Source organism: Arthrobacter wenxiniae (assembly GCF_013376105.1).
GTDB lineage: Bacteria > Actinomycetota > Actinomycetes > Actinomycetales > Micrococcaceae > Specibacter > Specibacter wenxiniae.
The window spans coordinates 77,035-97,928 of record NZ_JAAMFM010000004.1 but is presented as its reverse complement, the minus strand read 5'-3'; the positions used below and the strand labels follow the sequence as shown (position 1 = coordinate 97,928).

The 20,894-nt window shown below is 65.3% G+C and carries 17 protein-coding genes and 1 pseudogene; 6 read left to right on the top strand and 12 right to left on the bottom strand.

Annotation, left to right across the window (positions count from 1 at the left end):
• Positions 1-38: 38 nt before the first annotated feature.
• The 3 genes from G6034_RS04720 to G6034_RS04715 form a co-directional block, all read right to left on the bottom strand.
• The gene (locus tag G6034_RS04720) at positions 39-182 is read right to left on the bottom strand and encodes an ATP-binding protein (RefSeq protein ID WP_176633948.1); all 144 of its coding nucleotides are present in this window, start codon (positions 180-182) and stop codon (positions 39-41) included.
• 56 nt (positions 183-238) lie between these two features.
• On the bottom strand, positions 239-397 hold the full coding sequence (locus G6034_RS19475; RefSeq protein WP_218063570.1) for a hypothetical protein: 159 nt from the start codon (positions 395-397) through the stop codon (positions 239-241).
• Positions 398-1,343: 946 nt separating this feature from the next.
• Positions 1,344-2,357 (bottom strand): zinc-dependent alcohol dehydrogenase family protein, encoded by a 1,014-nt coding sequence (locus G6034_RS04715; RefSeq protein WP_176633947.1) that lies wholly within the window; start codon positions 2,355-2,357, stop codon positions 1,344-1,346.
• Between the two features lie 240 nt (positions 2,358-2,597).
• Here G6034_RS04715 and ppsA point away from each other — a divergent pair, with 240 nt between their 5' ends.
• Positions 2,598-5,039 carry a phosphoenolpyruvate synthase gene (gene ppsA / locus G6034_RS04710; RefSeq protein ID WP_176633946.1) on the top strand — a complete coding sequence of 814 codons (2,442 nt, stop codon included), beginning with the start codon at positions 2,598-2,600 and terminating at the stop codon, positions 5,037-5,039.
• Between the two features lie 184 nt (positions 5,040-5,223).
• On the opposite strand, the gene G6034_RS04705 is transcribed toward ppsA, so the two are convergent.
• The 3 genes from G6034_RS04705 to G6034_RS04695 form a co-directional block, all read right to left on the bottom strand.
• Positions 5,224-5,694, bottom strand: coding sequence for a pyridoxamine 5'-phosphate oxidase family protein (locus tag G6034_RS04705; RefSeq protein WP_176633945.1), 471 nt, complete (start codon positions 5,692-5,694; stop codon positions 5,224-5,226).
• 160 nt (positions 5,695-5,854) lie between these two features.
• Positions 5,855-6,520, bottom strand: a complete 666-nt coding sequence (locus G6034_RS04700) for a BON domain-containing protein (RefSeq protein WP_176633944.1) — start codon at positions 6,518-6,520, stop codon at positions 5,855-5,857.
• Between the two features lie 68 nt (positions 6,521-6,588).
• Positions 6,589-7,056 carry an Hsp20/alpha crystallin family protein gene (locus G6034_RS04695; protein WP_176633943.1) on the bottom strand — a complete coding sequence of 156 codons (468 nt, stop codon included), beginning with the start codon at positions 7,054-7,056 and terminating at the stop codon, positions 6,589-6,591.
• Between the two features lie 168 nt (positions 7,057-7,224).
• Here G6034_RS04695 and G6034_RS04690 point away from each other — a divergent pair, with 168 nt between their 5' ends.
• Positions 7,225-10,014, top strand: coding sequence for a cation-translocating P-type ATPase (locus G6034_RS04690; RefSeq protein WP_176633942.1), 2,790 nt, complete (start codon positions 7,225-7,227; stop codon positions 10,012-10,014).
• Positions 10,015-10,052: 38 nt separating this feature from the next.
• Positions 10,053-10,310, top strand: coding sequence for an SHOCT domain-containing protein (locus G6034_RS04685; RefSeq protein ID WP_176633941.1), 258 nt, complete (start codon positions 10,053-10,055; stop codon positions 10,308-10,310).
• Positions 10,311-10,424: 114 nt separating this feature from the next.
• On the opposite strand, the pseudogene G6034_RS04680 reads toward G6034_RS04685, so the two are convergent.
• The 6 genes and pseudogenes from G6034_RS04680 to G6034_RS04655 all read right to left on the bottom strand — a co-directional run.
• A pseudogene (locus tag G6034_RS04680) lies at positions 10,425-10,955 on the bottom strand (VIT1/CCC1 transporter family protein); the annotation flags it as partial.
• Positions 10,956-10,992: 37 nt separating this feature from the next.
• Complete coding sequence (locus G6034_RS04675) at positions 10,993-11,946, bottom strand: hypothetical protein (RefSeq protein WP_246295301.1); 954 nt, start codon at positions 11,944-11,946, stop codon at positions 10,993-10,995.
• Complete coding sequence (locus G6034_RS04670) at positions 11,943-12,650, bottom strand: cytochrome b N-terminal domain-containing protein (RefSeq protein WP_176633940.1); 708 nt, start codon at positions 12,648-12,650, stop codon at positions 11,943-11,945. The genes G6034_RS04675 and G6034_RS04670 overlap by 4 nt, the downstream gene beginning before the upstream one ends.
• A complete protein-coding gene (locus G6034_RS04665) occupies positions 12,647-12,814 on the bottom strand; it encodes a hypothetical protein (RefSeq protein WP_176633939.1) in 168 nt (55 codons plus the stop codon). The genes G6034_RS04670 and G6034_RS04665 overlap by 4 nt, the downstream gene beginning before the upstream one ends.
• Before the next feature lie 17 nt (positions 12,815-12,831).
• Positions 12,832-13,281 carry a universal stress protein gene (locus tag G6034_RS04660; RefSeq protein ID WP_176633938.1) on the bottom strand — a complete coding sequence of 150 codons (450 nt, stop codon included), beginning with the start codon at positions 13,279-13,281 and terminating at the stop codon, positions 12,832-12,834.
• On the bottom strand, positions 13,274-15,742 hold the full coding sequence (locus G6034_RS04655) for a phosphoketolase family protein (RefSeq protein ID WP_176634044.1): 2,469 nt from the start codon (positions 15,740-15,742) through the stop codon (positions 13,274-13,276). Before G6034_RS04655 ends, G6034_RS04660 begins: the two co-directional genes overlap by 8 nt.
• A 253-nt stretch (positions 15,743-15,995) precedes the next feature.
• Here G6034_RS04655 and G6034_RS04650 point away from each other — a divergent pair, with 253 nt between their 5' ends.
• From G6034_RS04650 to G6034_RS04640, 3 genes are all read left to right on the top strand, one after another.
• Complete coding sequence (locus G6034_RS04650; protein WP_176633937.1) at positions 15,996-16,505, top strand: universal stress protein; 510 nt, start codon at positions 15,996-15,998, stop codon at positions 16,503-16,505.
• Positions 16,483-19,134 (top strand): magnesium-translocating P-type ATPase, encoded by a 2,652-nt coding sequence (mgtA, locus tag G6034_RS04645; RefSeq protein WP_176633936.1) that lies wholly within the window; start codon positions 16,483-16,485, stop codon positions 19,132-19,134. Before G6034_RS04650 ends, mgtA begins: the two co-directional genes overlap by 23 nt.
• 368 nt (positions 19,135-19,502) lie before the next feature.
• Positions 19,503-20,891 carry an MBL fold metallo-hydrolase RNA specificity domain-containing protein gene (locus G6034_RS04640; protein WP_176633935.1) on the top strand — a complete coding sequence of 463 codons (1,389 nt, stop codon included), beginning with the start codon at positions 19,503-19,505 and terminating at the stop codon, positions 20,889-20,891.
• Positions 20,892-20,894: the final 3 nt, after the last annotated feature.

Here is a 20,894-nt window from a genome sequence, read left to right as displayed (position 1 = left end):
CCGGCCGCCTGGAGGCATGGCCCGGTGCTCCGTGTCACTCACCCACTGTGCTGGCTTGGACTGGCGAAACCGGCGCCGTCTTCGGAGACCAGGAAGGCGATGTGGACGGGGCCGACGTCGATCCTGATGCTCGGGTTGGTGGCCTCGGCGTGCGTGACAGCATTGCTGGGCGCTTCCGTCACGACGGCCAGGAAGTGCTCGGCCGCAGCCTCCGGAATGTTGTTGGCCGGGAGCCTCCTCAGATGGATGTGGGGCTCGAAGCCCGCGTCGGCGTCCAGGGCACGGCGCTGCGCATGATCCTTTGGTCCAGGGGTTCCCGGTCATCGTCCGGTAAGCGCAGGGAGCATGTCGTCCCCGGCAGCTCGCGGATGGAGGCATCCAGGTCGTCGGTGATCACGGTGATCCGTTCCGGGGAGGCTTCGTCGCTGATGACGTTGCGGAGGTTTTGCAGCCCTGCCCGGCAGCGAAATTCCGCTGGATGACCCGGTCCTGGAGGTTGCGGGCCATCCCGTCCCGGTCCTGGGAGAGCAGCAGGACTTCCTTGACGCCCTGTTCGTGGAGCAGCCCAACGGCACGGACAACCTGGGAGCTGCAGATGGTGCCGGAATTCGTGTCCTCTGGTGCATGCGGCGGGGATACAGCGGGGATTCCGGCACGGGGCGCCCGCTGATCTGCACCGACGGATGCGGTCGCGCGCCGGCCGGTGGACTGTCCGTGCTTCCGCGATGCCCAGCGCCGCACGTTGTGCGCCGGCAAGCTCGCACGCCACGGCGGTGACCCGCTGAAGGCTCACCTCCAGCCCCACATGAACCTGTCAGGTGGAGGCGAAAGTGACGTTCGGGCCGAGCGCGCTGACGCAGGCAGTCTCGGCCGGGAAAGACTCGTGGCGGTCAACCGTGGAGGTGCCCGAATGGGTGGCACAACGCGCCGCCCGCGCGCGACCACTGGATCCGTCCCGGCATGCGTCCCTGAAACGCGGGCCGAAAGGCTCTGTCTCGGCGCAGTGCCTGCCTGCCACGATTGAGGGAGAAACCATGGGCAGCCGGCTGGGGCGTGCACGGGCCATGACACCGCAACCATGAGGAAGGTGTGATGAATGTGACGGTCCAGCAACGGAACCCGGGGCTTGCCTGCGGAACGGTGGCGAGGCCGTGGTGCCAGCAGTGCGCCACGGACAAGTTTCTCCTGATTGAATCCGTCGGACCGTGCTCATGCCGGCTGTCAGGGGTGACAGGCTTGGGATACTCGTGCCTGGAGTGTGGGAGCTTCTCGGCCCATTGTGTGCGGATCAGCGAGGTGGGGGACGCGTTGGCACGCATGGTTGAGGCGATGAAGAGATAGCCTCAACCGCGGCTTGCGTCCATGACCAGCACTGCAGCCCCGCGCACGCGGTCGGCGGCCAAGTCCCGCAAGGCCTCGTTGGCGGCTGAGAACGGATAGGCGGTGGTGGTGGGCAGGATCGGAATCTGCGCAGCCAGCTCGAGGAACGCCTGCCCGTCCGATCGGGTGTTGGCCGTGACGCTGCGCAGCTGCCGCTCCTGGAACAGGTCCGTTTCATAGTGCAGCGGCGGGATGTCGGTGAGGTGGATTCCGGCCACGGCAAGGGTCCCGCCACGGTCCAGGGCACGCATTGCGACCGGGACCAAATCGCCCACGGGGGCAAAGAGGATGGCTGAGTCCAGCGGTTCCGGAGGGACATCATGGGGGCCACCGACAAAGATGGCGCCTAGACGGCGTGCCAGCGCCCGGGCCTCGGCCGAACGCGTCATGACATAAACGTCGGCACCTTGGTGCATGGCGAGCTGTGCCGTGATGTGGGCGGATCCACCGAAACCATAGATGCCCAGGCGCCCGTTGGCAGGCAGTTCAGCCCGTTTGAGGGCCCGGTGGCCGATGATGCCGGAACACAACAAAGGTGCAGCCTGCTCGTCAGTGAAGGTGGCGGGAATCCTGTAGACGAAGGATTCGGCGGCCGTGATCATTTCCGCATAGCCTCCGTCGCGGTCCCAACCCGTGAACGTCGGGGCCAGGCACAGATTCTCGCTTCCCCTCCGGCAGAACCTACAGGTGCCGCAGCTTGCCCCCAGCCATGGCACCCCCACCCTGTCGCCCACCTTGAACAGGTGGCAATCCGGGCCCGCTTCGTGCACAATCCCCACCACTTCATGCCCGGGGACAACATTGTGTTGATGCGGGGCAAGGTCGCCCTCGGCCACGTGGAGGTCCGTGCGGCAGACGCCGCAACTTTGAACCCGCACCAGCACTTCGCCCGGTCCCGGTCTCGGGTCGGCACGGTCTCCCAAAACCAGGGGATGCGAGGCAATGGGCCCCGGTTCCCCCACCCACCATGCGCGCATTGCCTGCTCCTTCACTGCTGGGGTCTGGCGCCTTTCCTGAGTCTCGCCGGAAACATTGTTCGACGGTAGGGCATAAGGTCCTCCACGGTGTCGGCATGCGTGGCGGGTGGGCATGTCCCACAGTGGTGACTAAGGCCCCTAGCTACGCTGCGGACATTGTTATTGACTCGAGAAGTGGGCACCGGCCTCAGGATGCACCGCGGACAAGGCAAGTTACAGCGAACATGCGAAGGAAACCTGATGACCGTGGACCAGGACAGCGTTGCCATGAAACCCAATATCGTCTGGCTTGAGGACGTCGGCATCATGGATGTTGCCGACGTCGGCGGAAAGAATGCTTCGCTGGGGGAGCTGATTGGCTCGTTGGCTTCCGAAGGCGTCAAGGTGCCAGGAGGATTCGCCCTGACCGCGTCCGCGTACTGGCAGTTCATCGAAGCGAACCACTTGGCCCCCAGGCTGGCCGGCATTCTTACCACCAAGAACGACGGCGGCACGGACTGGCGGTCGATCGGAGCCGCTGTGCGCGAACTGATACTCTCCGGCGAGTTCCCGGCCGGGATGGACGGGGAAATCCGTTCCTTCTACCGCAAGCTGGCCGAGCGCACGGGGGAGGCGAGTCCCGCCGTCGCGGTTCGCAGCAGCGCCACCGCCGAGGACCTGCCTGATGCGAGCTTCGCCGGCCAGCAGGAGACGTATTTGAACGTCAGGGGCGAGCAGGAGTTGTTGGACGCCTGCCGGCGATGCTACGCCTCCCTCTTCACTGACCGGGCCATCAGCTACCGCGAGATCGTGAAGTACGGGCAACTGGATGTGGCACTTTCCGTGGGCGTCCAGCTTATGGTCCGCTCCGACGTTGGTGCCTCCGGTGTCATGTTTTCGATCGACACGGAAACCGGCTTTCCGCGAGCAGCCGTCATCAGCGCGAACTGGGGGCTGGGCGAGACCGTGGTCCAGGGCATGGTCAACCCGGACAAATACCTTGTCTTCAAGCCTCTCCTGGACGCTGCGGATTTCTCGCCCGTGATCGAAAAGACCCTTGGATCAAAGACCCGCAAGCTTGTCTACCCGGAGGGTGGTGGCGGGGGCACCGTCATGGTCGACACTGGTGGGGCGGAGCGAACGTCGTTCTGCCTCAACGACACCGAGATCGTGCAGTTGGGAAGGTGGGCGGTGCGGATCGAGAGCCATTACGGACGGCCGATGGACATGGAATGGGCCAAGGACGGGGTGAGTGGCGAACTGTTCATTGTCCAGGCGAGGCCGGAAACGGTTCAGGCACGCAAGGAAGGCACCATGCTGACCGAGTACCGTCTAACGGAGGAAGGGCAGCTGCTGGCTGAAGGCGCCGCGGTCGGCGATTCCATCGCCTCCGGCACCGCCTGCGTCATCAGGCGAGCGGCGGACATTGACAGCTTTGTGGACGGCTCCGTCCTGGTCGCCGAACAAACCGATCCCGACTGGGTCCCGATCATGAAGCGTGCCAGGGGCATCGTCACCGACAAGGGAGGGGCAACCAGCCATGCGGCCATCGTCAGCCGCGAACTGGGCATTACCGCCGTCGTGGGCACATCGAACGCCACCAGCGTGATTGCAAACGGGCAGGACATCACGGTTTCCTGTGCCGAAGGGGACACCGGCCACGTCTATGAGGGGCTGCTGGCGAGCAGCCGGGAGGACGTGGATCTTGGCGACCTGCCGGCGACACGGACGGCGGTCATGCTGAACATGGCCAGCCCGTCCAAGGCATTCAAGTGGTGGCGCCTGCCTGCTCACGGCATCGGCTTGGCACGCATGGAATTTGTCATCAACGACATGGTCCAGGTGCACCCCATGGCCTTGGTGCATCCGGAGCGGGTCACGGATCCGGCGGACAGGGACAGAATCAGCGAACTGACGCGCGGCTTTGCCGACCCGGCTGACTACTTTGTGCAAACGTTGGCGCGCGGGCTTGCCATGCTGGCTGCACCGTTCCATCCGGCGCCGGTCGTCGTTCGGTTTAGTGACTTCAAGTCCAACGAATATGCGCACCTGATCGGTGGCTCGGCCTTTGAGGACGACGAGGCGAACCCGATGATTGGATTCCGCGGGGCGTCGCGCTACTATGATCCACGCTATCGGGCAGGGTTTGACCTCGAATGCCGGGCCATCATCGCGCTTCGCAACACTCTTGGCTTCGCAAACGTGATCGTCATGGTGCCGTTTTGCCGGACGCTTGCCGAGGCGGATCGCGTCCTGGCAGTCATGGCGGACAACGGACTTGTGCGGGGCCGCAACGGGTTGAAGGTCTACATGATGTGCGAGATTCCTTCCAACGTCATTCTTGCCCAGAAGTTTGCGGCCAAATTTGACGGTTTCTCCATCGGTTCCAATGACCTGACCCAGCTTGTCCTTGGCGTGGACAGGGACTCTGCGGCCCTTGCGCCACTCTTTGACGAACAGGATGAAGCGGTCAAGGCAATGATTCGCCTGGCGATCGGCGGGGCACATGCGGCAGGGATCAGGATTGGCATCTGCGGGCAGGCACCCAGCAACCACCGCGAATTTGCAGAATTCCTGGTTGCGGAGGGGATCGATTCCATCTCGCTAAACCCTGACAGCTTCTTGCGAACGGTGCCCACCATCGCAGCGGCCGAGGCGGCTGCCGGGCGCGGTGTGCCTGTGCGGGCTTTGCCCGGACGGTGAGGGGCCTGCTGCGCAACGCAAGGCACGAGGCGGTTACAGCCGTGGAAAGCCGGGAAGAGGAGCTGCCATGAAACTCCACAACGTTTCGCCGGCTCGCGGCAGGACGGCGGCAGCCGGGGGCTACGGGGCCGTCATTTTCGACATGGACGGGGTGGTCAGGGACACGGCCGGGTTGCAAGCGGCCCTATTCGAGTCCTGCCCGGATGGCTTCGTCCAAGGGGACATGCCAGGTCATGGACGCGTCGAGGGCGAAGCGCCTGCCAGTCACAGTTTCAGGAACGATCCGCACCAGGCGGTCCCTTCCGACGCCCTGCCACGGGAAGAGCCCTTGGGAGGTGCTGTTGAGGGCAGGCCCTGAGTCCTCCGAAACTTCTGCCCGGCCCTTGACCACCACGCTCCACGCCAGGCCAAACTCCGCGCTCACGGCGTCCGCCTCGACCGCAACGCGGGCGTCCGCCCCGATGGCGTCCAGCTTGGTGCCGCCGCCGGTTCGGAAAAGGAGGGTCTGTTCATCGATCCGGTAATTGATGGGGAAGACGTCGGGGCGGCCCCCAACCGTCACGGCGAGTCGTCCAACGGAGGTTTCGGAAAGGAGCTTCCAGCATTGCTCGGTGGTGAGGATACCTGCTTCGGGTGCCACGGCGTTGTCTCTCATGGGGTAAATCCTACTGTGCCGCCGGGAGCGGGAACAGGGACCAAAGGCCTGAACACCCTGGAACCAAGCCTGCCGGGTCGTCCCGCCGCGGCAGCGCCGGGCGGCCCCAACCGTGAGGTTGGGGCCGCCCATGCCGCGGATTCCCATGGCACGCTGGGCGTCATTCGGTTCCGACAGTGATGTTGTTGCGGACGGCCCGGACGCCTGGGGAGGACCAGGCGACGAGGCCGGCCTGCTTCTTTTCGAGCCAGGTTGGCAGATGCCCGCTGAGCGTCACTTGATCGTCATCGATGTCGATGTGCACCTCCTGGGCGGCCAGGGCCGCGTTGCGTGCCAAGGCGTCCTTGATCTTCTCTGCCAAGGCCTCACGGGAGGGGCGGACGGGCAGGGTGATGTGGTTCTCAACATAGCCCACGCCCGCGATCGCCCCGACCGCACGGACAGCCGCGTCCCGCTGAAAATTCCACGGCACGGAACCGGTGAGGGTGACGGTGTGGTTGCGCACGCTGGCCTTGACGGAGCCGCCTGGTATGACGGCGCTGGCCTCCAACACGTGCGAGATCGATTGGGCGATGTCGCTGTCCGTCAGTGCCGCACCTGCATAGTGGACGGTGAGTTCATCGGCTACGGCACTGACGCCCTTGACCCGCTGTGCCGCCCGTCGGGCAGCCATCCTTTCGGGAAAGCTGCTGACTGTTCCGGTGAGGGTGACAGCGTGGTTCTCGACGCTGACGCCAATGCGGGCCGCTTCCACGTCCGGTGTCCACTGGAGTTCCGATTCAACTTCGCGCTGGATCTTGCGATCTGTTGCCGTGTCTTGTTTCATGGGTCGCTCATTTCAGTGTGGTGGGACAGTGCCGACGGCGGTGGTGCCTGTCGTGTACCGGGCGGTGGCTAGTCGCGGGTGATGGCCACTTTTGCCGGGGCAGCCGGGACTGCCTTGGCGGGAAGCGGTGCGCGGACCTCCAGGATGCCGTCCTTGTAGGAGGCTTTGATGTCGGTCTCGCTGACGCCGTCCGGGAGGGCGATCCTCCGCTGCAGGGATCCGTAGTGGAACTCCGTGCGGTAGCTGCCGTCCGTGTGCTTCTCGGTCTTCTGCTCACGCGTGGCGCTGATGTTCAAGACTCCGTCGGCGATGGACACGTCGACGTCCTTGTCGGGATCAACCCCGGGAAGTTCGGCGCGGACCACCAGCATGTTGTCTTCGATGGCTTCCTCGACGCGCATGGCGGTGTTCTCGGTGCCGCCGTCGAAAAGGCGCTGGAACGAATCCAAGACGCTAAACGGCGAACTGGTGAACAGATCGAACGGGGCGGCCCATCGGGCGGCGTCGAAGGGGGTCCAGCTCAGCATTTCAGTCATGGTGCTTCCTCCTATTGGGTGAAAGGTGGCGGCCGCGCAAGGGCAAGCCGTACTTCCAGTAGACGCCCACCAGGGGGACATGAATAGGGCCCAAAGCCCCTTTGCCCGCCCTGCCGCCGCTGACACGATGAAGTGGACATCAGGCACTACCCACCATGGATGGAGCCAATGGCTACTGACAGATCGGACGGGGTCCCTGCCGTGTCCCGTACGGATGCAGGTGCTCCTGTTCTGGATCCACAAGAACCCCTCGAACGGCTGCTGCGTGACCTTCGGGGACGCCGCGAAGGGCTCTCCGCGCGCGAAAGCGAGCGGCGCCTGCTGGTTCATGGACGGAACGAACTGGTCAGGCGGGGAACCATGCATTGGTCCCGGGAGCTCGGGAAGCAGTTTGTTCATCCACTTGCCCTCTTGCTGTGGGTCGCGGCCGGACTTGCGTTTGTGACCGGAACGGTCCCCCTGTCGATTGCCATCGTTGCGGTAATTGTCCTCAATGCCTTGTTTGCGTTCTTTCAGGAACGCCATGCCGAGCGCGCTGTGGAGGCTTTGAGCGCCTACCTGCCGGCCCAGGCCAGGGTGCTGCGGGAAGGTGAAGAGGTCCTGGTCGACGCGGCACTCCTTGTACCGGGGGATGTGATGATTGTCCGCGAGGGTGACCGCGTCTCCGCCGACGGACGGCTTCTCGACGGCTCCCTGGAAATGGATGTCTCAACGCTCACCGGTGAGTCGCTCCCGGTGTTCCGCACTGCCGACGTCGCCAGTGCCAGGGGAGGACCGCTGCTGCAGGCGCCCGACATCGTATTCAGCGGCAGCTCGTGCACCGGAGGAGAGGCCGCCGCAGTGGTCTTCGCCACCGGGATGCAGACGGAGATGGGCCGGATTGCGGCCCTCACCCAACGGGCCGGGCACGACCTGAGCCCCCTGGAGAAGCAGGTGGGACGCGTGGCCCGCCTGATCGCCGTTGTCGCCGTCACCACGGGTGTGGCCTTCATCCCCGTTGGAATGATCCTGGGTGGACTGTCGCTGGGGGACACCCTGAACTTTGCCATCGGCCTGCTGGTTGCCAATGTACCGGAAGGGTTGCTGCCGACCATTACTCTTGCCCTTGCCGTCGGCGTCAGGGTCCTCGCGCGGCGCGGGACCCTTGTCAAGCGGATATCGGCCGTGGAGACGCTTGGTTCAACGAGCGTGATCTGCACGGACAAGACAGGCACGCTGACCATGAACCGCATGAGGGTCCTCAACTACTGGATGCCGTCCGGGTCCGGCAAGCATAGGGCCGATGAGCCGCCGCCTCCCCGCGACGCGTGGTTGCGGCGATTCACCGCCGCCTGCGTGGCTTGCAACAATGCCCGTCTTGGCCGCACGCCGGAGGCCGCTGAGACCGGGGACCCGACGGAACTGGCCCTCCTTCACTTGGCTGCCGGCATGGGCACCACCGCTGAAAGCCTCCACGCAGAACGGCTGGCACAATTCCACTTTGATCCGGGGCTGAGGCGCATGTCCACCCTGGACAGGATTGGTTTCGCAACCGCAGTCCATGCCAAGGGCGCCCCGGAGGACCTCCTACCGCTGTGCACGCGCATTGCCGCCGGGGATGGCGATCGGGACCTTACGGAAGGGGACAAGGCGTCGATCCTAACCGCCGTCGACCGGTGGGCGGCCCAGGGCCTGAGGGTCCTGGCCCTGGCGGACAGGCCGATGTCTGGCCCGCTCTCGGGACTTTCACGCGGGGCTGTGGAACGCGAACTGACCTTCCTGGGGCTTGCCGCCATGTTCGACCCTCCGCGCCCTCAGGTCCGCGAGGCCGTTGCACGGTGCCATTCGGCCGGCGTCCGTTTGATCATCATCACGGGGGACAACGGGCTGACGGCGGCAGGCATCGCCAGGCGGGTGGGCATTGGCGGGGACGGGCTGCAAACTGTCAACGGCGCCGAGCTGGACAGGATGAGTGAGGCTGCCTTGGACGAGCTGTTGGAAACTGGTGGAGAACTCATTTTTGCGCGCAGTTCCCCGGAAGCCAAGCTGCGCATCACCGACGCCCTGCAGGGCCTGGGCCACGTCGTGGCCATGACCGGTGACGGCGTCAATGACGCGCCGGCGCTGCGCCGGGCAGACATTGGTGTGGCGATGGGCAAGTCCGGGACTGACGTGGCCCGCGAGGCGGCGACCATGGTCCTCACGGACGACAACTTCGCCTCAATTGTCGCCGCAGTGGAGGCGGGGCGTCGCGTGTATGACAACGTGCGCAAGTTCATCATCTACATATTTGCCCATGCCACGCCGGAAGTCGTTCCCTTCCTCATCTACGCGGCATCCGGTGGTCAGGTGCCCCTGCCCCTGACCGTGATGCAGATCCTGGCCATAGACCTCTTCACCGAAACCCTGCCGGCGCTGGCGCTCGGGCGGGAGGCTGCCGAACCGGGCCTGATGCAGCGCCGGCCCCGTCCCCGGACGGAGAACGTCATCAACGGCTTGATGTTGGCGCGCGCCTGGGGCGTGCTCGGAGGTATGTCCGCACTCCTGGTTTCCGCTGCATTCCTGCTCACCCTGTGGGCCGGCGGCTGGGTTCCGGGCCGGGACGTTTCCACTGGCCAGATGCACGTACTCTGGCAGCAGGCCACCACCATGACTTTCCTGGGGATCGTGGCCTGCCAGGTGGGCACGGCCATGGCGGCCCGCACCCAGACAGTCTCCCTGCGCAGGATCGGGGTGGCCACCAACCGCCTCCTGCTCGGGGGCATCGCGTTTGAACTAGTGTTCAGCGCCGCGGTGGTGGGCATCGCGCCTTTGCAGCGGGTATTTGGCACTGCGGTTCCGGAGCCCTGGCAGCTGCTGTTGCTCCTGCCGTTTCCGTTCCTCGTGTGGGGCGCCGATGAAGTGTTCAAGTCCTTCCGCCGCAGGCGGGCACGCGTTTCCACGCCGGCTTCGCCAGGGACCTGGTCCCCTCTCACGTGAAGGCGGGCGGTCGTAGCCTCATTGAAGGAGGAATGATCATGATGTATCGATGGGCCGGGACCGGCTGGGGGATCGGCGCATGGTTGGCCATGGCGGCGGTGATGCTCCTTGTCTGGGGTGCGGTGGCGGTTGCCGTGGTGCTGCTTGTCAGGGGTTCATGCCCGGGTCGGGGCGGGCTGGCGCCCCGCCCGCCGCACCACGAGGCCGAGCGCATCCTCACGGAACGTTTTGCCCACGGGGAAATTGGCGAGCAGGAGTTCCTTGCCCGGCGCGCGGCGCTGAGGCGCTCGGACTGAGTTGCCCGGACTGGACTACCGGGACTGGGGTCATGGATGCCCGGCATCCATCTCCGGACTGTTGGCCAGCCCCGCCTGGTCCCCATCCTTTGTTGGCGATGCTAGAACTCGCCGGGCCACCAGGACGGCGAGGAATGTCACCGGGATCCGGAAGACGCCGGGCGGAAGCAGGATGGCCGGCAGTGGCAGGATGGCACCAGCGGTGAAGGCGGCCGCCGAGGCGTGGGCGGCTTGCCAGGGGTTGGCCGGCTCGTCCTGGTCTATGTTCAATTTGGTGGACAGATGCGCGGCCAGGGCATCATGTTCGGTGAGTTCCTCGGCCACCCGCTGAGCCGTTTCAAGGCTGAGACCCTTGGCCATGTAGAGTCCCGCGAGTTCGGCCAGTTCTGCTTCCGGGGAATCGGCCAACTCGCGCCGCTCAATTTCCACGAGGGCCCGCTGGCTGTCGCGTTGGCTGCTGACCGATACGTATTCGCCCAAAGCCATGGAGATTGCACCACCCACGACGGCGGCGATGCCGGCCACCAGAATGGGGGTGGGCGAATTGGTCACGCCCGCAACACCCACGGCGGTGGCGGCGACCGAGACAATGCCGTCGTCGGCGCCCAGGACTCCGGCCCGCAGCCAGTTCAGGCGTCCGGCGATGCTGTAGGCATGGGGTTCGTCGCTGGGCGCCCCCGGACTACCGTTTGCCGTAGTAGTCCTTCCAGATGAGGCGGTGGACGGGGATCTTGCGGGGAATCGAGCGAAGTCCGGGAATGAAGGGGAGCAGCGTTAGCAGGAGCGAGAGCACCAGCATCGTGGCGACCACAAGGATGTCCGCATTCGGGGAGGACTTGTAGGCTTCGATCTGGTACAGCAGCGAGAAGAGCCACAGCCACGACTGGCCTGGCGTGTTGCCGGTCTCGTTCATGACACCCCATTGGTCCCCTGTGAGGTGGGCCGTGGTGGCGAGATCGGGAAAGTAGTTGCCGTCTCCCAGAAACAGGATGGTCGGGGTGTAGTCGAGGTTGTAGGGCTGCCCGCTGTTCTGGAGAACGCCGTCCAGGTTGCCGCTGGCAGCCATGCCCAGCAGTGCACTTGTCAAGGCGGGAACGGGCCCGTAGTTGCCGTTGGCTACGCGTGCAGGGTCGCCATTGGGCGCCGCGGAGAGCGCAGTGGTGTAATCGGCTGTCCACTTCGTCTGCTGATCAGCGGTGGCGGCGGACCATGTTGCCAGGGCCGCCGGCGGGGTGGGCAGGGTTTTGAGTGGGTTGATGACGAAGTCGTTGGCCGTGTCGACCGGGAGCCGTACACCGGAGAGCTCCTGGGGGTTGAAGAACCCCAGGTGTTGTGAGGCGTCGGGAGTGGAGTTGTAGGGCGGGCCGTAGCCTGCCGTGCCGCTCGTGCCGCCAAGTTCGGCGGTTGCTGTCGCGACAAAGTCCGACGGCGCCGCTGCTGCCCAGGATTTTAGTGTCACCCCGGGGTCGTCCGGCGAACTGAAAATGGCGGAAAGGCCGAGTACAAGCAGGCCGACGACGACGACGCCGATCGTGAGTTCCTTGAACAGGTCGTAGTCCCGGATGCGTCCACGCCACGGCCTGCTGGCAATGTCATCGCCTTTCCGCCACGACATCGGTGATGGGATCCTGCTCATGGCTGATTCGCCTCCGGTTCGGGTGAGGTGCCGTTGGAATCGCAGAGCTGGGCGTCGGTCTCGGCGGCATCGAGCGGTGGGACGACGCCGTGGGCGCGCACCATCACGACGTGCAGGGCGACGACGGCACCGACCGCCAGGGGCAGCAGCATGATGTGCCACATGAAGATCTGGCCCAGGTTGGCCACGTTGAACCATGCCCCGATGCCGACGGCATTCAGGGCGTCTTTCGCTTCAAAGGCAATCCACTGGGAGTCGAAGTTCGTCTGCAGCAGGTAGCCGGTAAACGCTGTCACGATGGAGACAAGGAATGCCACCATGCCGGTGATCCAGGTCAGCAAGCGCCCTCCACGCCAAGCCGCCATCCAGAACTTGATCCACAGGTGGACCACCATGAACATGAAGAACAGTTCCACGCTCCACAAATGAACACTGTTGGTGAAGTGGCCCAACGAGGAGACGTGGTACCACTGGGGGCCGTTAAGGCTAAGCACCACCCCGGAACCGATGATGAAAACCAGGCCGGCGACGGCGCCCATCCCGAAGACGTAGGCCCACGTCGCGACGTAGCTTGGCTGGTCTTCGGGCAGCAGCTTGTCCGGCGGGAGGTGCCTCAAAAACCATTGCCGTGACTTGCCTGTCCATGTGTAGGCGCCAGTCCCAGCCACTTCCGGGTCGGGTGAGGACTCCTTGACCGTGCTCATTTCCGGCTCCGTCCGCCGGGAAACGGCAGTACCAGGGCGAGGACGAAGAGGACGAGCATGGCGATGATGACAACAAGGTTGCCCGATTGGATCATCACGTCCCCCCAGCCAAAATAGGTTCCCGGCGTGATCGGGGAAGGGGCTTGCGACATCAGCTCAAGCATGGTGGCCTCCATTGTCTTTATTGTTTCCGTTGTTGCAGGGCGTGCACGACCAACACGGGGCAGTGCGCGTGAGCGGTGCATGCAGAACTGACGGATCCCATGAGCAGCCCCCGGAACCCGCCGAAGCCGCGCCGCCCCAGGACTATCATCATCGCCTGCCGGCTTTCCTCGATCAGGGTCTCCCGCGCCGGGCCCTGGATGAGGCGGGTCGTCAAATTCTCCGGCCAGTCGACGCCGAAAGCATCCTCCACTGCCTGGTCGAGCACCTTTTGGGCGCTCTTTTCATAGTCGACGCCGCCCAGACCGTAGGGGGATTCGTAGATGGTGGGGATGCTCCAGCACGTCAACGCCGTGACCTGTGCGCCGAGACGGATTGCAAGCTTTTCCGCCTGGCGGAGCGCCTCGACTGACGGCGGCGATCCGTCGACGCCGACGACTATCATTTGCGGATCGTTGTGGTCATTCATTTCCTTGGTCTCCTTCGACAGCCGGCCGTGCGACAGCGGGTCCTGGCGCGGAATGCCCAGGGCTGCCGGGACCAGGAACGGGCGGGGTCCAGACCCAGTCGCGGATGACGGGGAGGTCCTCGAGGTGTTCGTGGATATGGACTTCGTGCCTGGCCAGCATTTCAACGCAGTGTTCCCGCAGTGCATCCATCCCCTCAACGGTGCGGGCCGTGCGGCCAAGGGCCGCCAACGCGAGGTGGTACCGGCTCATCCGGTTGAGCACCACCATGTCGAACGGGGTGGTGGTGGTTCCCTGTTCGTTGTAGCCGCGGACGTGGAAGCGGCCCGGATTCTTCCGCCCGTGCAGGAGCTGGTGGAACGCACGGGCGTAACCGTGCCATGCCACGACTACATCGCAGTCGGCCGTGAAGAGCGCTTCAAATTCGGCATCAGGGAGGCCGTGGGGGTGGACATCCCGCGGCGGAAGCACCAGCAGGTCCATGACGTTGACCACCCGGACGCGCAGCTTCGGCACATGGCGTTGGAGCAGCCAGGCGGCGGCCAGCGTTTCCTCTGTGGGGACGTCGCCGGCGCAGGCAAGCACAATGTCCGGGTGCGCCTCCCCGGCGTTTCCGGCCCAGGCCCAGATGGAGGCCCCCGCGGCCGCATGTGCCCGTGCGTCGGCGAGGGTCAAGTATTGCGGGTGCTCCTGCTTGTCCACCACCAGCAGGTTCACGTAGTCCTTGCTGGAGAGGACGTGCGCAGCAGCGGCGAGCAGTGTGTTTGCATCCGGGGGCAGATATACGCGCACGACCGTTCCCGACAGGGACAGCACGGTGTCGATCAGGCCCGGTCCCTGGTGGCTGAAGCCGTTGTGGTCATTGCGCCAGCAGGTGGATGTGAGAAGGATGTTCAAGCTCGGGACGGGCTTGCGCCACGGCAGTTTCCGGGCATGTTGGAGCCATTTGGCGTGCTGGACCGTCATGGAGGCGCTCACCATCGCAAACGCTTCGTAGCTGGCAAAGAAGCCGTGGCGCCCGGTCAGCAGGTAGCCCTCCAACCAGCCCTGGCAGAGGTGCTCGGACAGGACTTCCATGACCCGCCCGCCGGCCGAGATGTGTTCATCCGATTCCCGGGCCGGCTCCATGAGGCACCTGTCGGTGGCCTCAAAAACGGCACCCAGGCGGTTGCTGGTGGTTTCATCGGGACAGAACAGCCTGAACCGTGGATTGCCGGACGTATCCGTGTAGATGTCCCTGAGCATTTCGCCGAGCGGCTTGGTGGTCTCGTGCTTTGTGGCTCCCGGGACACCAATCCGGAGCGCGTATCCTTCCAGCGGACGCAGGGGCAGGGGAACCTGGACGGCGCCGCCATTGGACCATGGATTGGCCCCCATGCGCAACTGCCCCTGCGGCGCGAGCGCGGCCAGCTCGGGCGCGAGGCATCCGGCGTCGTCGAAGAGTGTTTCCGGATGGTAGGAACGCAGCCAGGCCTCAAGCTGGGCAAGGTGCGCGGGATTCTCCCGCACGCCCGCCAAGGGAACTTGATGGGCGCGGAACGTACCTTCCACCTGAACGCCGTCCACTTCTGCCGGGCCGGTCCAGCCCTTGGGCGTGCGCAGGATGATCGCCGGCCACCGAGCGGGCCCGGTGGTTCCATGGAGCCTGGCCCCGCTCTGAATCTCAAGAATGCCTGCATGGGCGTGCTCGAGCGCCCGCGCAAGCTGGGGGTGTACCAGGGCCGGGTCGGTGCCGGACACAACGACGGGGTCCCAGCCGTGTGCCCTGAGCAGCGCCAGGACCTGTTCGTCGGCTTGGCGGCCCAGCACTGTGGGGCCTGAAATCTTCCAGCCGTTGAGGTGCAGGATCGGCAGCACGGCGCCGTCCCGGGCCGGGTTCAGAAAGGCCGGCGCCTTCCATGAGCCCTCCAGGGGGCCGGTTTCCGCTTCTCCGTCGCCTACGACGCAGGCGACGATGAGCCCGGGATTGTCCAGCGCCGCGCCGGTGGCGTGCATGAGCGAGTACCCGAGTTCCCCACCCTCATGGATGGAACCGGGAGTGGGCGGGCCCACGTGGCTGGGGATACCCCCAGGGGTGGAGAACTGCCGGATAAGGTGGCGGAGCCCGTCGTTGTCCCGGCCGATCCGTGGATAGGTATCGGTGTACGTCCCCTCGAGGTAGAGGTTGGCCACGACGGCCGGCCCCCCGTGCCCGGGGCCCGCCACAAACAGCACCTGGGCACCCGTCCTGTTGATGAGCCGGTTCAGGTGGGCGTAGATCAGGGACAACCCCGGGCTGGTTCCCCAATGTCCCAGCAGCCGCGGCTTGATGTCGTCCACGCCCAGCGGCCGGCGAAGCAGCGCATTCTCCTTCAGATAAATCTGCGCGACGGTCAGGTAGTTGGCCGCGTCCCAGTATCTGCCAAGCAAGTCCCATTCGCCCGGGCGGGCCGCTGTCGCGATTCCGTGCTGTACCGGCTGCACGGCGGCCCCGAGGCTGCTGTTCAAGGGTGACTCCCAGTGGTCATGGTTGGGGAACGATTCCAGTGTCTCCAGCGTCCCACCATGACGGCCCGGGCGTTAGGGACTTTGTGCCCTGTGCAGCAGTGCCTGCCCGCGGCCACCATGGGAGTTGCGGGGATGTGCCGTCCCATGGGTTTTCCGGGACGGCGCGGACTTGGCCCGTGCCCAGCTGGCGACCGGCCAGTTGTGGAGGACTCTTAAGGACGGTAGTTGCATGGACGGTTCGACACCCGGTGAGGGCTTGCCCATTGTGGTGGGAGTGGACGGCTCACCGCAGTCAATCCTGGCTTTGAGGTGGGCGAATAAGCTGGCAGGTCCGCTGCACGCCACCATCAAGGCAGTCACGGCCTGGAACATGGAAGTGATGTATGGGCCGTACCTCGCTTCCGACGGCCGGTCCGAGGCCCAGGAGGTGCTGTCCCAGGCCCTGGTCGACGCTTTCGGTGACGATAAGCCGGAAGGCCTGATCGCCGAGTGCCTCCGCGGCCAATCGGCAAGGATGTTGATCGAGGAGGCGAAGTCCGCGCAAATGCTCATCCTTGGTTCGCGGGGCCACGGCGGCTTCGCGGGCATGCTGCTGGGTTCAGTCAGCTCCGCCTGTGCCGCCCATGCCAGCTGCCCGGTCCTGGTGGTCCACGCGGAGGAGGACGCCGATGCGGGCCCCCGACTGGAAACGAAGGTATCGGAGCGGCAGGGCGCCGATGAGCCGGCTGGCAACATCTGAGGCGTCCGGCGCTGGGGTCCAGGTGCTCACCATCCTGGACACTGCACGGCAGGGGCCGGAGCAGGCCCTCCTCGCATTGGGATCCACCAGCCATGGGCTCTCCACCGCAGAGGCGCAACGGCGGCTGGCGGACGCCGGCCCCAATGCCCTGCGCACGCACAAGGCCAGCCCCTGGCCGGTGCTGTGGCGCCAGCTCAGAAGCCCCATCCTGATTCTCCTGATTGTCACTGCCGGCGTGTCCCTGTTTCTGGGCGATGCGACGAATTCGATCGTCATCGGCGTTATATTGGTGGCCAGCGTCGGTCTGGGATTCAGCAATGAATTCCGGGCTGAACGGGCCGCCGAGGCACTTCACTCCCGCGTCACCCATACCGTTGTGGTCCTGCGGGACGGCAGGGAAAGCCAAATCGGCGTGGTGGACCTGGTGCCCGGCGACGTTGTTCGGCTGGCCCTGGGGGCTGTCATCCCGGCCGACATCCGGCTGCTCGCCAGTGAGGGCCTGTTGTGCGATGAAAGCATCCTCACGGGGGAGTCGCTTCCGGTGGACAAGACACCAGCCCCCGTCATGGGGGAGGCGGCCTTGGGCGACCTGGCGTGCTGTATCTTCATGGGGACCGTTGTCCAGGCAGGCAGCTGTACTGGCGTGGTGGTTGCCACGGGCGGCCGGGCGGAGTTTGGCCGGATAGCCCTGGGGCTGGGGGAGCGCCAGCCCCAAACTGAATTCCAGCTGGGCCTGAAGCGGTTCTCGTATCTGCTGTTACAGGTGGCCGTGGTCCTGACCACATTGATCTTCATCGCCAACTTGCTGCTCGGACGGCCTCTGTTCGATTCGCTGTTGTTTTCCCTGGCCATCGCCGTAGGCATCACGCCGCAGCTGCTCCCCGCCGTGGTCAGCACCTGCCTCGCCGCCGGAACCCGCGTACTGGCCAAGCGACAGGTCCTCGTCAAGCGCCTGGTCTGCATTGAGGACCTGGGCGACATGGATGTGCTGGTCACGGACAAGACCGGCACCCTGACCGAGGGGCGCATCAGCTTCACGGCTGCCCTGCCCGTCCGCCCGGACATCACGGAGACCGGGCTTTTTGTCCTCGGGCTGGTGTCCACCGAGGCCGATTACTCCCGCGGCGACGCCTCCACTGCTGGCCAGAATCCCCTGGACACGGCCCTGTGGCAGGCACCGGCGGCCCGCGGATTTGAGCCGGCCGGCCACCGCCGGCTGGGCATCATCCCGTTCGACCACGTCCGCCGCCGGACCAGCACCCTCATGTCCGATGGGGCCGGCAACCAGACAATAGTCACCAAGGGCTCTCCGGAGGACGTCCTGCCCCTGTGCGGGAATGTCCCTCAAGAGGCGCAGGCCCTGCTGGACCGCCAGTACGACGCCGGATCCCGGGTCGTGGCCGTCGCCTCGCGGTCCGCTGTGGGTTTGGCGTCGATCGAACCGGCGGATGAATGTGGTTTGTCCCTGGCCGGGTTCCTGGTGTTTCTGGACAAGCCCAAGTCCAATGCCAGGGACTCCCTGAAGGAGCTGTCCAGGCTGGGCATCACCGTCAAGATTGCCACCGGAGACAACGCGAAGGTTGCCGAAAAGGTGTGCAGGGACCTGGGGTTGGCATCCGGGGGAACCTTGACGGGCGCCCAGATTGACGCCCTCCCGGACGCGGAACTCACGAAGGCGCTGGGGGATGCGGGCATCTTCGCCCGCGTGTCTCCGGAACAGAAGGCCCGCATCATCGGCCTCTTGCGCCGACAGGGCCGCGCAGTCGCCTTTCTGGGCGACGGTGTCAATGACGCCCTGGCGCTGCACCACGCCGACGTCGGCATCTCCGTGGACAGCGCCGCCGACGTCGCCAAGGATGCTGCGGACATTGTCCTGATGGACAAGGACCTGGGCGTCCTGGCCGAGGGGGTGCGCGAGGGCAGGCGGATCTTTGCCAACACCATCAAGTATGTCCTCATGGGCACTTCCAGCAACTTTGGCAACATGTTCAGTGCGGCCGCAGCCTCCGTGGTGCTGAGCTTTCTGCCCATGCTTCCTGGCCAAATCCTGCTCAACAACCTGCTCTACGACACCGGACAGCTGGCCATCCCCGGAGACAGGGTGGACCAGGAACAGCTGCACGCGCCGTCCCATTGGAACATTGCGTTCATTCGGCGCTTCATGCTCGTGTTCGGCCCCATAAGCTCATTGTTCGACTTTGCCACCTTCGCCCTGATGCTCCTTGCCTTTCATGCCGCTCCCGGCGAGTTCCGTGCCGGCTGGTTCATTGAGTCCATCGCCACCCAGACGCTGATTATCTTTGCGATCCGGACCCGGAGGGTGCCGTTCCTGCGCAGCCGCCCCTCCGCGGGGCTGCTGCTGGCCTCCCTGGGGGTGGTTGCCGCGGGTGTCCTGCTCCCCTTGTCGCCACTCGGAGGGGTGCTGGGCTTCGACCCGCTGCCCGTGCTCTTCTTCATTGCGCTGCTCGCCATGGTTGTGGTGTATCTGGTCCTGGTGGAGGCGACAAAGAAGTGGTTCTTCTCCCGTCCGCCGCCTGGACCTGCCGGGGACCGCAGGCGCGGCCAGACTCACCGCGTCCACCGCCGGGCGGCCCGGTTCAGCGTCCCGCAGCCACTGGCGCCGCGCTGATCGCAAATTTGCGGACTGGTCCCCCCGCGACGTCATGCACAACCCAAGGGGTTGGCGCGCACCGTCGAAAGCGTGGGCAAGAGTCCCGGTGCGAACAGGCCGGGCACCACGGGATTGGAAACCGTCCTGTCGATGGTGGCGGCGGCCAGAGCCCTTCCGGGCGCCGTCCCCTCACGTGCCAGGAGCCGGAAGCTCAGTGCCGAAGGCCGGGGCGGTGCGGCATATGGGGCGGGACGGGACGTTGGCCTCTGTTGGCGCAAGCATGTGGCGGTTGTACTTGACATGAGGCATTTCCACCGGGCCTTGCTTTTTGACCGGTGGAAATGCAGGGACGCCGTGTGCGCCCACGACAAGCGGGAAGGAACACCATGTCAGCAGACCACCACTTTCCAAGCCTTCGGTTTCTCGGTGGGGCTGGAACCGTGACAGGCTCAAAATACCTTGTGGACACCGGCCGGCGCCGAATCCTGGTGGACTGCGGACTGTTCCAGGGCTACAAGATGTTGCGTGAGCGCAACCGCGCGCCACTGGCGGTGCGCGCAGACTCAATCGACGCCGTCGTTATCACCCATGCGCACCTGGACCACACCGGGTATCTGCCCGCCCTTGTCCGGGATGGCTACGACGGTCCCATCCACGCCACCAGCGGCACGGCTGAGCTGAGCGGGCTGGTGTTGCCGGACAGCGGCCACCTGCTTGAGGAGGAAGCCTTATTTGCCGCGCGGCAGGGATCGTCCATTCACCATCCACCCACGCCGCTCTATACGGCTGCCGATGCGGTGAAGTCGCTCAAGAGCTTTAAGGTGCAGGAATTTGATGCCCCCTTTGAGGTGGCGGAGGGCATTGAAGCCACCATGGTTCCGGCGGGCCACATTCTGGGGGCAGCCCAGGTCCATCTGCGGATGGGCGGCCTAAGCCTCCATTTCACCGGGGACCTGGGACGCGCCGATGACCCCCTGATGAAACCGCCACGTGCGCTGGGGTCGGTGGATGTGTTGGTGACCGAGTCAACATACGGCAATAGGACGCACCCGGCCGGGGATCCCGCAGAGGAGCTGGGGCAACTGGTCACGAGGGTCGCCAAGCGGGGCGGTGTGGTACTGATCGCCGCCTTTGCCGTGGGCCGTGCCGAGACCATCCTTTTGGCGCTCTCACGTCTTCTGGCCCGCGGCGGAATCCCCTCCCTGCCGGTCTTCCTCAACAGCCCCATGGCCATCGACGCCTCCCGGATCTATCAACAGCACCGGGACGAACACCGCCTGAGCCAGAAGGACTTTAAGGCCATGTACCAGCTGGCAACCATGACCCGGACTGCGGATGAATCCAAGCTTCTCAACCTTCGAGGCGGCCCCATGATCGTCATCTCCGCCAGCGGCATGCTGACCGGGGGGCGGATCCTGCACCACGTCTCCGCCTATGGCAGCGATCCGAAGAACGCGATTGTCCTGGCCGGTTACCAGGCGCCCGGTACGCGCGGGGCCGCTTTGGCCCGCGGGCAGCGGACGCTGAGGATTTACGGGAAGGACGTGCCGATCAGGGCGGAGGTGGCCGCTTTGGACGGCTTCTCCGCCCATGCGGACTCGGATGCGCTGGTGCAATGGTTGAAGTCAGCCCCCAAGCCGCCTCGGATGACCTACATAACGCACGGTGAGCCGGAATCGGCCGATGCACTCCGGCTGCGCGTCAAGCATGAACTGGGGTGGCATGCCCGCGTCCCGGAGCATTTGGAGACGGTCAACCTTCGGAACCCGCGGTAGACT

What these genes read in the sequence shown, in the direction of transcription:
- G6034_RS04715 (WP_176633947.1), bottom strand. Translation starts at nt 2,357, where the DNA reads ATGCGCGCATGGTGGGTGGGGGAACCGGGGCCCATTGCCTCGCATCCC.
- ppsA (WP_176633946.1), top strand. Translation starts at nt 2,598, where the DNA reads ATGACCGTGGACCAGGACAGCGTTGCCATGAAACCCAATATCGTCTGG.
- G6034_RS04705 (WP_176633945.1), bottom strand. Translation starts at nt 5,694, where the DNA reads ATGAGAGACAACGCCGTGGCACCCGAAGCAGGTATCCTCACCACCGAG.
- G6034_RS04700 (WP_176633944.1), bottom strand. Translation starts at nt 6,520, where the DNA reads ATGAAACAAGACACGGCAACAGATCGCAAGATCCAGCGCGAAGTTGAA.
- G6034_RS04695 (WP_176633943.1), bottom strand. Translation starts at nt 7,056, where the DNA reads ATGACTGAAATGCTGAGCTGGACCCCCTTCGACGCCGCCCGATGGGCC.
- G6034_RS04690 (WP_176633942.1), top strand. Translation starts at nt 7,225, where the DNA reads ATGGCTACTGACAGATCGGACGGGGTCCCTGCCGTGTCCCGTACGGAT.
- G6034_RS04685 (WP_176633941.1), top strand. Translation starts at nt 10,053, where the DNA reads ATGATGTATCGATGGGCCGGGACCGGCTGGGGGATCGGCGCATGGTTG.
- G6034_RS04675 (WP_246295301.1), bottom strand. Translation starts at nt 11,946, where the DNA reads ATGAGCAGGATCCCATCACCGATGTCGTGGCGGAAAGGCGATGACATT.
- G6034_RS04670 (WP_176633940.1), bottom strand. Translation starts at nt 12,650, where the DNA reads ATGAGCACGGTCAAGGAGTCCTCACCCGACCCGGAAGTGGCTGGGACT.
- G6034_RS04665 (WP_176633939.1), bottom strand. Translation starts at nt 12,814, where the DNA reads ATGCTTGAGCTGATGTCGCAAGCCCCTTCCCCGATCACGCCGGGAACC.
- G6034_RS04660 (WP_176633938.1), bottom strand. Translation starts at nt 13,281, where the DNA reads ATGAATGACCACAACGATCCGCAAATGATAGTCGTCGGCGTCGACGGA.
- G6034_RS04650 (WP_176633937.1), top strand. Translation starts at nt 15,996, where the DNA reads ATGGACGGTTCGACACCCGGTGAGGGCTTGCCCATTGTGGTGGGAGTG.
- mgtA (WP_176633936.1), top strand. Translation starts at nt 16,483, where the DNA reads ATGAGCCGGCTGGCAACATCTGAGGCGTCCGGCGCTGGGGTCCAGGTG.
- G6034_RS04640 (WP_176633935.1), top strand. Translation starts at nt 19,503, where the DNA reads ATGTCAGCAGACCACCACTTTCCAAGCCTTCGGTTTCTCGGTGGGGCT.